Raw genomic sequence first — 12494 nt, 5'->3', positions numbered from 1 at the left:
CGCCTATTTCTGTGAACAAGCGCAATTCAATCTGGCATATCGACCTGTTTCAGGGAGTCGACTTGCGCTTCATCCCCGCCGTATTTCTCAAAGTATCGCGCCCGTTGCTTTGATGAGAGCGCGATATTGATTACGTCACTGTCTGCCCGCCAAACACGTTAACCATCGCGCAGATATGCCTTCGCTAAAACGATTATTCCATTGTTTTTGTCGCGCTATCACCCTTGTCGGGGATAAAGGACATTGCACGCTCGGCAAGCGCGGTGATGGTCAGACTTGGGTTCACACCTAAATTCGCCCCCAGCATGGAACCGTCACAGACATAGGCGTTGTGGTAACCGAACAGTACATTCTGTGCATCAATAACGCCCCGTTCGGGGCTGTCCCCCATGGCGCAGCCACCCATGCAGTGCGCCGTTGCGGGCACATTAAACAGAATTTCCGTCAGGGTGCTGGCCCCCACACCGCCACAGGACTGCGCCGCAGCTGCCACAAATTGATTGGCTGCCGGAATATAGGTTGGAATGGGATCACCAGCGCTGCACAACATTTTTCGAAAGGGAAAATACCAGGGCCGTCGCCACCGCATATTCAAGTGGCCCTCAATGGTTTGCATACATAAGAAGATGATGGACTGCTGGGCAAAACCGCGAGGGTTCAGACTTTTCAGAAAAATTTTCGGCCGTCGGAGCAGTAATTTCACGCAGGCGAGCAACCACAAAACAATTCGTCCCGGTCCAGGTCGCCCGTGGGTCAGGGGGGTGAACAGCATCCCCATCAGATCGTGGCCGGCGCCGTAGCGCACCGCCTCAATATGGGTGTCCTTATCGATATAAATACCCGACCCGATGGCGATGCCTTTTGACATGTCATGTCCCTCAGGCATGCGAACCGCCAGTAGGGATTCCGCATTGGTGCGCACCCGTTTGCCCAGCTCATCAGAAATATTAGGCATGGCACCCGATTGTTTTAGCTGAAACAACAATGCCTGGGTGCCCAGGGACCCGCCAGCAAAGACCACTTTTCGTGCCCGAACCCGGCGGCGATGTTTTCGAAACCAGGCCAGGCTGTTTTCAATTTCAATCTGGTAACCGTGGCTACCATCGCCAGCATTGCCCTGTGCATCGGCCAGGGGTCGAACGTCGGTGACCCGGGTTTCCGCAAAGACCTGAGCGCCGCGCTTCTCCGCTAAATACAGGTAATTTTTGTCCAGCGAGTTTTTGGCATTGTGGCGACAGCCCGTCATGCAACTGCCGCAACCGTGGCAGCTCTGGCGCGGCGGGCCTTCACCGCCAAAGAAGGGATCGTCATAGGTTCGCCCGCCCGGATCATCAGCGTCGCCAAAAAATACCGCCACGTCGGTACGATAGAACGTGTCGCCCACACCCTGTTCGTCGGCGATTTTTTTCAAGGTCCAATCGGCCGGTCCCATCCGCCGGTTTTGCGTCACCCCAAGCATTCGCTTGGCCTGCCGGTAAAAACCGGGCATGGCCCCGCGCCAGTCATCGAGGCCACGCCAACTGCCGTCCTCCCACACCGTCTCAGGGGGAACCAGCAAGGTATTGGCATAGGTAACCGAACCGCCTCCCACTGCGTTGCCATGCAAGACCATCACATGACGGAATACCCGCAAACTGAAGAATCCCCGCAGCGCCAGACCGGGGCGCCAGAGAAACCGCCAAAAGCGCCAGTTACTCTTCGGCAGGGTGTCCGGGTCCCAGCGACGGCCCATTTCCATCACTGCGACCGAGTAGCCCTTCTCTGCCAATCTCAGCGCCGCAACACTGCCACCAAAGCCCGAGCCGACAACCACCACATCCACATCGAAATCACCGTCTGCCGTCTCGGCCACTGGCCTTTTATTGTTCATATACTCACCGCTAACATTGCATCAGCGTCTTTTTATCACTATCCGACCGGCAAGAAAAGCGGGATGCGGCCACCGCCCTGACCACCCTCAGACCGCAACGATCAACATGGGCAGAGTAAGCGCGCTTAGATTTAAATAGAACAAAAAAGAATATTTATATCGAATAATATTCCTTATCGAAATACAAAATCCTCACTATATTGGCCACAGCCGGGGGCTGTGCATTGCGCCGGCACTCCACTATTCACTACCCACAAGGGGTTTCGTACATCATGGATTGGCAGGCTTGGCTGACCCTCTCCCTCACCGTCTCTGCACTACTCTCCCTCATCTTTACCCGAATCGCCGCCCACATTGTGATGATGGCTGTGCTGTCGGTGCTGAGCCTGAGCGGTGTCCTCAATCCGGAGCAGGCGCTTGCCGGTTTCGCCAACGGCGGACTCATTACCGTTGCCGCCATGTTTATCGTGGCGGCAGGTGTCCACGCTTCGGGCGGCATCGACTTGTTGGTGGAGAAAGTCCTCGGTAAGCCCCAGGGATTGCGCCCAGCGTTACTGCGGATATTTGGCCCGGTGGTGGTGCTGAGTGCATTTCTCAACAACACCCCGGTCGTTGCCACCATGATTCCGGCCATTCACAGCTGGTCACGGCGAATCAACATTGCGCCCAGCAAATTGATGATCCCCCTCAGCTATACGGCAATCCTCGGCGGCACGCTGACGCTGATCGGTACCAGCACCAATCTGGTGGTTAACGGGCAGTATCAGGCGCTAACCGGACAGCCGGGCCTGTCGCTGTTTTCCATCACCCTCGTGGGTTTACCGGTCGCCATCGCCGGCCTGGTATTCATGTGGTTATTCTTTCCCCGCCTGCTGCCCCAGCGCGGCAGCGAGGAGCTGGTCGACAACCTCCGGGAGTTCACCCTGGAGGTAAAAGTCGCCGCCAATGGCCCCCTGGTCGGCAAGAGCATCGTCGATGCCGGTCTGCGCAATCTTAAGCGGATTTACCTGGTTGAGATTGAGCGCGACGGCAGCATCGTCACCGCAGTGCCCTCAGAGGAAATTTTGCGCGGTGGCGACCGGCTGGTCTTTGCTGGCGACACCGAAGCCATTTCTGATCTGCTCCGCATTAACGGCATTGAACCGTCAGATCACGACGGCGAATCCGCCAGTCTCAGCATGAAGCGCCCCGAGCGGCGTCTTGTTGAGGCGGTGGTATCGCCCCACTGTGAGGCCATCGGCAAGGCCATTCGCGACAGCCGCTTTCGGGATCGTTACGGCGCTGCCATTTTGGCCGTGGCGCGCAACGGCGAGCGCATCAAAGGCAACCTGGGCACCATTGAGCTTGAAGCCGGCGATACCCTGCTGCTGGAAGCCCGCCCCGCCTTTGTCAGCCGGCAACGCCACAACAAAGATTTTTTGCTGATCAGTGACCTCGGGCAAGACCGCCCCCGCCACGAGCGCGCCTGGCTATCCCTTGCGATACTCGTCGGGATTGTGGGTGCCGCCGGCCTTGGCTGGATCAGCATGCTCAATGCCTCGCTGATTGGCGCCGGGCTGATGATCGCCAGCCGGTGCTGCTCGGTCAAACAGGCCGAGCAGAGCCTGGATCTGACGGTGATTGTGACCATCGCCGCCTCCTTTGCCTTGGGCAGCGCCATTGAAAAGACGGGCCTGGCCGCCATGTTGGCCGAAAATATTGTGGCCTTGAGCGACGGCCGCGCCTGGCTGATTCTGGTGCTCACCTACGTCACCGTGTCGCTGCTCACCGAAACCATCACCAATAATGCTGCCGCCATTATCATGCTGCCCATCGTGCTCGGCACCGCCGAACAGGCCGGGCTCAACCCGGAGCCCTTTGTGTTCGCCATTATGATGGCCGCCTCAGCCAGCTTCGCCACGCCACTGGGCTACCAGACCAACCTGATGGTGTACGGCCCCGGCGACTATCGCTTCAGCGACTTTCTGCGAGTGGGGATACCGATGAATATCTTTATCGGGGCGGTGACCTTAGCGGTGTTGATGATTGGCTGGCCGCTGGAGCTGCCGCGGTGACTGGGTGAGCGCTTTGGGTCGGAGGTCGCACGTCGGACGCAAGAGTCCAATCCCACTGGGTTCCGGCTCGCAAACAGCGCGTCCGGAACGACGCAGAACGCAGAACGCAGAACGCAGAACGCAGAACGCAGAACGCAGAACGCAGAACGCAGAACGCAGAACGCAGAACGCAGAACGCAGAACGCAGAACGCAGAACGCAGAACGCAGAACGCAGAACGCAGAACGCAGAACGCAGAACGCAGAACGCAGAACGCAGAACGCAGAACGCAGAACGCAGAACGCAGAACGCAGAACGCAGAACGCAGAACGCAGAACGCAGATTAGTGTTGCTGCATGGCTGGCAGCGTCAAGCTTTTGCGTCTCCGGAACGCCGGCCGCCCGTCTCCCGTCCAGCGCCTCCCGCCCTACTCCCTCCCCAGAAACATCAATTTTTCCGACCATACCCCGCAACATATTCCGTTTTTAATCTAATTTTCTAACCTTATACTCGGTTGCTGAGTTGCGGCGCCGGGCGCCAGGAGTGGTCATCATCGGTCTGTGAGCGGGCCAACAAAAGGAACATCATCATGCTAGTCAGCGCCGTTATTTATCTCTGTGCCGCGGTTCTCTCGGTCCCCATTGCCAAGCGCCTCGGCCTCGGTGCGGTGCTGGGTTACCTGCTGGCCGGTGTGCTTATCGGCCCTCATGTATTGCACTTGCTGGGCGATCAGACCGAGGTTATGCACTTCGCCGAATTCGGGGTGGTGATGATGCTGTTTCTGATCGGCCTGGAACTGCGCCCCAGCCGCTTGTGGGAAATGCGCCGCCCCATTCTTGGTCTCGGCGGCCTGCAAGTGCTGCTCAGCACCGGGCTTATTGCGCTGCTGCTGAACACCATCGATTCGCTGGCCTGGCAAACGGCCTTGGCCATCGGCATGACCCTGGCACTCTCTTCGACCGCCATCGTCATTCAATCACTCACCGAGCGGGGCCTGCTGAAAACCCAGGCGGGCAACAACGCCTTCGCGGTACTGCTATTTCAGGATATTGCCGTGATTCCCATCCTCGCCCTGCTGCCGCTGTTGGCACTCGGCAGCGGCGATCTGGTGGGAACAGACAGCCATCACGGCGGAGGCTGGATTCACAACCTCCCCGCCAGTGTGCGGGTAGCCGTCACCCTGGGCACCATCGCCGCCATCGTGGTGGCCGGCAAGTACCTGGCCACACCGGTTTTTCGGTTTATCGCTGAAACCCGGCTCAGGGAGATTTTTACCGCCTTTGCCCTGCTGATTGTGGTGGCCATCGCTGCGCTGATGACCAGCATTGGTTTGTCGCCCGCACTGGGCACCTTTCTGGCTGGGGTGGTACTGGCCGAGAGTGAATTCCGCCACGAGCTGGAGGCCGATATTGAGCCTTTCAAGGGCCTGCTGCTGGGGCTGTTCTTTATCACGGTGGGCGCCAATATCGACTTTCCCCTGCTGTTTGAACAGCCGGTACTGGTGCTGGGCGCGGTGCTGGGCCTATTTCTGGTCAAAGCGGCCGTGCTGGCGCTGCTGGCAAGCATCTTTCGCATGGGCGCCCGCCAGGGGCTGCTGTTCACCCTGGCCCTGGCCCAGGGCGGCGAATTCGCCTTTGTGTTGGTGTCAGTGGCCCGGGGCGCCAATGTGTTCAGCGCCGAAATCGGCAACCTCATCAGTCTGGTAGTGGCGCTATCCATGCTGATTTCGCCCCTGCTGATACTGCTCTACGAACGCCTGATGAGTCGTGCCACCCAGCAGCCACGCCCGGACTACGACAAGGAGATTACCCCGACCTGCCAGATCATTCTGGCCGGGTACGGCCGCTTCGGTCAGGTCATTGGTCGCCTGCTCAGCGCCCAGGGACATCATTTAACCATTCTTGATCACAGCCCGGGCCAGGTGGAGTTGGTGCGCCGCTTCGGCAACACCGTTTTTTACGGTGATGCCTCTCGCAAAGACCTGCTTGCGGCCGCCGGGGCCGACGAGGCGAACCTGCTGATTATCGCCGTGGACGAACCGGACAAAACGCTGGAGATTATTCACACCGCCAAGACCCACTTCCCCCATCTCAAGATTCTGGCCCGGGCCATCGACCGCCGCCACACCTACGAGCTGATGCGCAGTGGCATCGACGGGCTGCGCCGCGAAACCTTCGACTCCGCCCTTAACCTTGGCCTGGATGCGCTGCGCCTGATGGGGCTGTCAGCGGCCCAAGCCAGCCGTGCCGGCGAGCTGTTCAGAGCCCACGACGAGCAAAGCCTCAAGGTGCTCGCCGATCTGTGGGGCGACGACCGCAGTTACGGGGTTGCCGTGCGCCAGCGCCTGGAAGACCTGCGCCAGGTGCTGGCTGCGGACCAGCAGCTCGCCAGAGAAGCACAGCAAGCCACTCCCAGCCCGCCCGAGGAATCCCGTTAGATGGCCATCGAGGTCTATCTCTCCAGCCCGGCATTTTGGGCGCTGGCGCTGGTCGGCCTCACCTTAACCGGCATCTCCAAATCGGGTTTTGCCGGCGGTGCCGGGGTGCTGGCGGTGCCGCTGCTGGCCCTGGTGATGCCGGTATCCCAGGCCGTCGCCCTGTGCCTGCCCCTGCTGTTGGTGATGGATGCCAAGGCCGTTCATTACTACTGGCGTGATGTTGACTGGCCCACGCTGAAAAAGCTTATCCCGGCGGCCGTCGTGGGTATCGCGGCGGGCGGCCTGTTGTTTGGCCTGCTTCCTGACAACGCTCTGCTGATCGGCCTGGGGCTATTGTGCCTGTTGTTCGGTTTGTGGACCCACTTGCTCAAACACCTGGCGGCGCTGCCGAGGGCGAGCTACCTGTGGGGCAGTCTGTCGGGTTTGACCAGCACCCTGGTTCACGCCGGTGGCCCGCCGCTGAATATTTACCTGCTAAGCCTGGCCATGCCCAAACGCCGCTGGCTGGCCACCGCTGCGATGTTCTTCGCCGCCATGAACCTGATTAAAATTGTCCCCTATGCCATTAACGGTCAGTGGCACGCCGAATTGCTGTGGCTGTCACTACTGCTTATCCCGGTGGCGGTGTTTGGGGTGTGGCTGGGATATCAGATTCAACGCAAACTGGACGAAGCCCGCTTTATGCAAATCTGCCGCCTGCTGTTGTTGGGCTCAGGTCTGGTGCTTATCGGCAAAGCCCTGGGCGGAGCGTGAGCGCCCCGACGGGCGCGCCTAATTTTGGGGCAGACCGACCTATGTCACATTTCTAGCCATTTCTCATCGCTCGTCACCCACCCGCCGTAACCGCCCACCCTGGGCCGATCAGTGCCGCGCTTACCAGAAATAATCTCTTAACAATCATTAACATAGAATACAAAACCACGGGGAGCGCCAAGAACATGCCGCCGCGGGACGCGCATATGTTGCGCTATCGGGGAGCGACACCGGGATGAAAGGCACACAACTTGCTTTGCATCATGCAGACGCCATGAATAACAATTGCACCCGGTGCTTGTTGATGTTTTTGTTCATAAAAGCGGAGACAGCAGCGGACAATGTGCGCAAATCACGCCTCCTGCGATGGGGTAAGGACACCAGCAAATGATGTTAGAGCAGTTGATCACCCGCAGTGACACTGACAGTGCGCTAAGAGCGCTGGGCCCCTATCAGCTTATCGACGAAACCCGATTGGCCGAAGACAGCTATGTCATCGAGGCCATGCCGGCCATGCTCAACACCCAGCCCTTTATTCGCCTGCGGGTGGTACGTACCAGCAAGCGAAAGCGGGACTGTTTCAGCCGCAGCATTGCCTGGCCCGTGGCCGATGCCGAGAAGCCCGTGGAGCTGGCGGCCATCGCCCGCAAGATTCTCGACGCCACCCTGGGCATCCGACCACGGCGCGACCCCCGTGGCCTGCGACTGCGCCTGCGCGACCAGTTCAACCGCCGGCAACTGGTCAACCACATCGAAGATCTGGCGGTCACCCGGGTGGACGGCATGGGTAAAATCCGCCTGTCGGTGACCATTTTTGAAGATGCCCTGGACGAAGAAACGGCCACCATCTATCAAACGCGGCACCATAGCCGCCTGATTACCATCACGCTGCCGGTGACCTCCGTGCAACGCGTTCTGACCTGGGCCAAAGGCGAGGCGCGCTAAGCGCCCCGCCGCAGCTCAAAACTCCAGCGTCATACTCACCGTCAGGCGGCGTCCATCGAGCACCACACCGTAAGTGTCATTGGTGATTTCCTTGTTGCCAACGTTGTAGACACCTGCCATCACGCGCAGGGCTTCATTCAAGTAGCAAGACACGCCAAGGTCGACAAAGGAGTAACCGGGACTGCCATCGCTGATGCTCGTCCGGCCAAGGTAATCAGAGGTTTCACCCCGGTAGTTCAGCCGCGTCCACAGATTCAGCTTTGACGTCGGGTCCCAGTCCAGGCTGATATTGCCCATTTTTCTGGGAATTTTGTTGAGTGGGCTACCAGCAAATTCACCGGTCTTTTGCTCCGACTCGGTGTAAGTCAGATTGCCCTTCACCCGCAGGTTATCGCTAAACCCGTAGGAGAACGTCATCTCTACCCCTTCCATCTCCGCTTCATCAATGTTTTTGCGGGTGCTCAAAAAGTAATAGGTGTTGCCGCCAAAATCGCAGGTGTAGTTTTGCCAGTCATCCCGATCCACGCCGTCACTGGTGCAGTATCTATCTTCAGCAATCTTGTCTTTAAAGTCGGTGTGAAAAACCATCGCGCTGGCGGTCACCCGGGCAGGCTTGTTTCGGTAATACGCGCCGATCTCATAGTTCACGCTGGTTTCGGGCTTAAGATCCGAGTTGCCCACAATCAAGGCGCGAGAAATGCTATTGCCATCGGGGGATTGGTTGGGTGAACCGCCGCCGCCCGTACCCCGACCAAAGCCCTCGGTAGCACCGGACAGAGAAGGCTGTGCATACCCGGTAGAGATACCGGATTTGATGGTGAGGTTTTCCTCTGCCTGCCAGTTCACGTAGACCCGCGGCGAAAAGTGCCCCCCGAAAAGTTCGTCGTCGTCGTAACGCAGCCCGGTCGTCAGGCCCACGTCTTTAATGAATCGCCACTCAGCCTCGGCAAACACGGCGCCAATCCAGCGATCCACCACCGCGGTCGCGCCCTCTACGTTGGCATCCAGCAGACCGTTAGTTTCGTCGACAAGCTCTTCGGTTTTGTAGCGGCCACCAAAGGTGTAAATGTGACGGTCACCCGCATAGGTCGCCATGGTGTTCAGAATAATGATTTCTTCTTTTTTGTCCTCGGTCTGAACGCGCTCGGATAAATCCTGTTGCAAATAGGTGCTCACTGACAGCTTGCCGTAATTACCATCATGGGTCAGAGTCCGCAGCTCTTTCTCGTACTCGTAGGAACTCTCCGAGTCGGTATCGGGAATGGACTTGCCCGGGGTGTGAGTGAAATCGAGGGTGGACTGATCTACGGCCAGCGCAAATTTGTTGGCCTCATCCAGTCGCCAATTCAGCTTCCCGCCCAGGCGCTTGATGTCCTGATCGGGATTACTCGCCGCGCTGTCGCCACCGCCGGCAAAATCGCTCTCCTGAATGTGTTGGAAGCTACCGTTTAACTCCAAGCCCAGTTTGTCCGCAATCAGCGGGCCACCCAGATAAAAGTCGGTGTTGTAGCGGTCGTTGCTTATATCATTCAGGGAGTAGGTGTAATCGTAGGCGACACTACCGCCCCAATCTTCCGGGGTCGTCCGGGTAATGACGTTCACCACGCCGCCCATCGCCTCAGAACCATAGAGGCTCGACATTGGCCCGCGAATCACCTCAACTCGCTCGATCATCGACAGGGGCGGCATGCCAATCTGCTTACCCCCATCGGCACCATTGGTATTGACCGAGCGGCCCGCCGAGATGGGACGACCATCGACCAGATACAGGGTGTAGCTGTCATCCATTCCGCGAATACTGATGTCCTGCATGTTTGAGCCGCCGGTAAGGTACACCCCGGGGATATCCCACATCGCGTCTACAATGGTGCTATAGGCAGCCTTGCGCAGCTCTTCGTTGGTCACCACCGATACCGAAGCCGGCGCATCGATAATCCGCTGCTGGTAACCGGCGGCGGTCACCACCACCTCCTCTACATCCTTTTCCGCCTTTTTGTCATGCTCAGCCAACGCCAATCCACTGGCCACCAGCGGCGACAACAACAGTCCCATTTTTACAGCCGGCACGACTTTTCGCGCCACAAAAAATGACATAACAATCTCCATAGTCATGTTCACAAGAACGTTATTTACAACGAAACAAATAGCCACCGGGACAGACCCGACGCCATAAATAGCTGGCAACGACTGGCCCCTGGCTGACCAGAAACGTGGTGCACACCATCGATAGCACCAACAGACCAAACCAGGCGCACACACCAATTTCTCCGCCCCATATCCGAATGCAGGGCCACAGCGAAGCGAGTAGGAATGCCCACCCCAGAAGACGAAGCCAGCGCGCCTGGCCGGTGGAAAAGGTGCTTCCCAGGCAGTCTTTCGCGTGGCGGGACAGGATCATCGACAGGTGCAAAAAGCCCTGCAAACTCAGAAAAAAGCTCAACGCGATCATGGCGCACTCACCTCCGCCGCCCTACCCTTTGGCGCGCGCTTGTTTCTGACCGGCGCAGTGGACTGGCGAGTCGCGAGGTGACGCACCAGCACCAGCAAGGCCAGCCCAAACAGCGCCGCCAGAGTGTCGAAGGTCAATCGAATACTGTCAGCCATTGCCAACGCCTCCAGCAGTGATACCGGCGAGGTGAGCTGATCCAGCGCGGGTACTAGCAGCAACAGACCTCCCGCCACCGACAGCTGCAGCAACCAGCCGCGGGTATGCCGAAACACCAGCGCAGACAAGCCAAAGGCCAGCCAACAACTGAAAAAAACTCTGACCTCCCACAGCTCGCGACCGGCCAGTTCGGCCGGCAGCAATCGGGACGCCCAGAAGAAGGCGGCAATCGATGCAGTCAATCCACCAATGGCGGTTACATTCAGGCCGCTGACCAGCTCGTAGCCAACACTGCCCAACTTGTGTTTGGCGCGCTTGGCCGTCCAGAACAGCAGCCCGGTGGCAGTCATGAAGGTGCCCGCCAGACCACAGACAAAGTACAGCCAGCGCAACGCCACATCGGCAAAGCGCCCCTGGTGGAGCAAACCCAGAAAGTTGTTCACCCCGGCAATGGAGAATTCGCCTTCGGCCAGCGGCTTCTCGTCGAGCAAGCGGCCATCAGCGGCAAAGGTCATTTCTGCACTGGCGCCTCGCCCGGCGCTGACGCTGGTACGCTCAGCCGAGCGCAGGGTGACTTTCATCTCTGGCCGCTGGGGCTTGTCGATGGTGATATCGCTGACCGACGCCTGCCAGTGCTGCTGGGCCTGCGCTATCAGCGCAGCAATATCGGGCAGCGGCTGCGACAACAGCGGCAACTCGTCCGGTACCTGCTCGCCACCGCCCCGGCGATCGCCGCCCGGGCCACCGCCGTGACCACCGCCTTCGTTATTCCAGAACACCAAGGTGCCAGCCAGCAGCAACAGGCCCGACCAAGTGATCATCAAATGGAAGGGCAGCGCCGCCACCGCCGAAACCGCATGGGCATCGAGCCAGCTGCGCTGGGGTTTGCTAAACCGGAGGGTAAAGAAATCGACAAAGATTTTTTTGTGAATGATGATCCCGGTGATCAGGGCGATGAGCATCAGCATTGAAGCAATGCCCACAATGCTGCGCCCCCATTCTCTGGGCATGCCATAGAGCTCAAAGTGAAAACGATAGAGGAAGTCAGCCCCGGCTGTCTCCCGGGGTGAAAGCACTTCACCGGTCGCCGCATCCAGGTGGGCCCCTTCGCCACGACGTGACTGCTGTCCCGGCTCAGACCAGCGCACTTCGACCGCCCGTTCACGATCATTAGGCAAGCTGATGCGCCACTGCTCGGCGCGGGGCGCCATCGTTTCCATACGGTCGACAACGCGCGCCAGGGAGAATTGCGACGGGTCAGAGCCATGCAGCTCGGGCTGCATCCAGTAATTGATTTCCTGGCGGAAAAACACCAGGGTGCCGGTGAGAAAAATCGCAAACAGTAACCAACCAACTACCAGGCTCGTCCAGGTGTGCAGCCAGGTCATTGAGTCGCGGAAGCCGCCCTTCATGCCTCAGCCCCCCAGGCAAACCATCCCAACCACAGTGCAGCACCCAGTCCCGATACACCGGTTACCGCTGTGGCATGGCGACGAACCGCAAACACCCAGATGACGACGGCAGCGTAAATCAGGAAGAAAATCATATTCACAAGACGGCGGCCGTCGTTGCCATCCAGCACCGGCAGGCGCTGAAGCCACAGGCATAGCGCCATGGTCAGAAAATAGCCGCCGACACCGGCAGCAAGCACCCGAAGCCCGATGCCTAAGCGGCTGTTTGCTGGCACGTTGGTTGATTTCGCCACGAATCCCTCCCAAGACTGCACAACGCTAACTCGCCCTGTTGGTGGCGATAGAGAAGCTGATAAATGGATAGAAAGATCGCCTGCGAAAATGCCGCGGAGCATGGACTTTCAGAAAACGAAGATGATAATGTTTATCAATTGCAACGG

The 12494-nt window shown here is 58.7% G+C and carries 9 protein-coding genes; 4 read left to right on the top strand and 5 right to left on the bottom strand.

Annotation, left to right across the window (positions count from 1 at the left end):
* Positions 1–193: 193 nt before the first annotated feature.
* The gene (locus NCG89_RS14810) at positions 194–1870 is read right to left on the bottom strand and encodes a GMC family oxidoreductase (RefSeq protein ID WP_251087337.1); all 1677 of its coding nucleotides are present in this window, start codon (positions 1868–1870) and stop codon (positions 194–196) included.
* A 272-nt stretch (positions 1871–2142) separates the two neighbouring features.
* On the opposite strand from NCG89_RS14810, the gene NCG89_RS14805 reads away from it, so the two are divergent.
* The 4 genes from NCG89_RS14805 (at position 2143) to NCG89_RS14790 (ending at position 8037) form a co-directional block, all read left to right on the top strand.
* Positions 2143–3924, top strand: a complete 1782-nt coding sequence (locus NCG89_RS14805) for an SLC13 family permease (RefSeq protein WP_251087336.1) — start codon at positions 2143–2145, stop codon at positions 3922–3924.
* 567 nt (positions 3925–4491) lie between these two features.
* Positions 4492–6339, top strand: a complete 1848-nt coding sequence (locus NCG89_RS14800) for a monovalent cation:proton antiporter-2 (CPA2) family protein (RefSeq protein ID WP_251087335.1) — start codon at positions 4492–4494, stop codon at positions 6337–6339.
* Positions 6340–7092: a sulfite exporter TauE/SafE family protein gene (locus tag NCG89_RS14795; protein WP_251087334.1), complete on the top strand. Its 753-nt coding sequence runs from the start codon at positions 6340–6342 to the stop codon at positions 7090–7092.
* Between the two features lie 387 nt (positions 7093–7479).
* Positions 7480–8037: a hypothetical protein gene (locus NCG89_RS14790; protein ID WP_251087333.1), complete on the top strand. Its 558-nt coding sequence runs from the start codon at positions 7480–7482 to the stop codon at positions 8035–8037.
* Positions 8038–8052: 15 nt separating this feature from the next.
* Here the strand turns inward: NCG89_RS14790 and NCG89_RS14785 are convergent, their stop codons facing one another.
* Genes NCG89_RS14785 through NCG89_RS14770 form a run of 4 tightly spaced genes read right to left on the bottom strand, consistent with a single transcriptional unit; the run spans position 8053 to position 12347 of the window.
* On the bottom strand, positions 8053–10131 hold the full coding sequence (locus NCG89_RS14785; RefSeq protein WP_251087332.1) for a TonB-dependent receptor domain-containing protein: 2079 nt from the start codon (positions 10129–10131) through the stop codon (positions 8053–8055).
* A gap of 31 nt (positions 10132–10162) precedes the next feature.
* Entirely contained in the window at positions 10163–10486 is a 324-nt protein-coding gene (locus tag NCG89_RS14780; RefSeq protein WP_251087331.1) for a DUF3325 domain-containing protein, read from the bottom strand.
* On the bottom strand, positions 10483–12054 hold the full coding sequence (locus tag NCG89_RS14775; RefSeq protein WP_251087330.1) for a PepSY-associated TM helix domain-containing protein: 1572 nt from the start codon (positions 12052–12054) through the stop codon (positions 10483–10485). The genes NCG89_RS14780 and NCG89_RS14775 overlap by 4 nt, the downstream gene beginning before the upstream one ends.
* Positions 12051–12347 carry a hypothetical protein gene (locus tag NCG89_RS14770; protein ID WP_251087329.1) on the bottom strand — a complete coding sequence of 99 codons (297 nt, stop codon included), beginning with the start codon at positions 12345–12347 and terminating at the stop codon, positions 12051–12053. The genes NCG89_RS14775 and NCG89_RS14770 overlap by 4 nt, the downstream gene beginning before the upstream one ends.
* Positions 12348–12494 lie beyond the last annotated feature (147 nt).

This window comes from Spongiibacter taiwanensis (genome assembly GCF_023702635.1).
GTDB lineage: Bacteria > Pseudomonadota > Gammaproteobacteria > Pseudomonadales > Spongiibacteraceae > Spongiibacter > Spongiibacter taiwanensis.
The sequence above is the reverse complement of the archived record's forward strand: the minus strand, read 5'-3'. Positions and strand labels throughout refer to the sequence as shown.

What these genes read in the sequence shown, in the direction of transcription:
- NCG89_RS14805 (WP_251087336.1), top strand. Translation starts at nt 2,143, where the DNA reads ATGGATTGGCAGGCTTGGCTGACCCTCTCCCTCACCGTCTCTGCACTA.
- NCG89_RS14810 (WP_251087337.1), bottom strand. Translation starts at nt 1,870, where the DNA reads ATGAACAATAAAAGGCCAGTGGCCGAGACGGCAGACGGTGATTTCGAT.
- NCG89_RS14795 (WP_251087334.1), top strand. Translation starts at nt 6,340, where the DNA reads ATGGCCATCGAGGTCTATCTCTCCAGCCCGGCATTTTGGGCGCTGGCG.
- NCG89_RS14775 (WP_251087330.1), bottom strand. Translation starts at nt 12,054, where the DNA reads ATGAAGGGCGGCTTCCGCGACTCAATGACCTGGCTGCACACCTGGACG.
- NCG89_RS14790 (WP_251087333.1), top strand. Translation starts at nt 7,480, where the DNA reads ATGATGTTAGAGCAGTTGATCACCCGCAGTGACACTGACAGTGCGCTA.
- NCG89_RS14780 (WP_251087331.1), bottom strand. Translation starts at nt 10,486, where the DNA reads ATGATCGCGTTGAGCTTTTTTCTGAGTTTGCAGGGCTTTTTGCACCTG.
- NCG89_RS14785 (WP_251087332.1), bottom strand. Translation starts at nt 10,131, where the DNA reads ATGTCATTTTTTGTGGCGCGAAAAGTCGTGCCGGCTGTAAAAATGGGA.
- NCG89_RS14800 (WP_251087335.1), top strand. Translation starts at nt 4,492, where the DNA reads ATGCTAGTCAGCGCCGTTATTTATCTCTGTGCCGCGGTTCTCTCGGTC.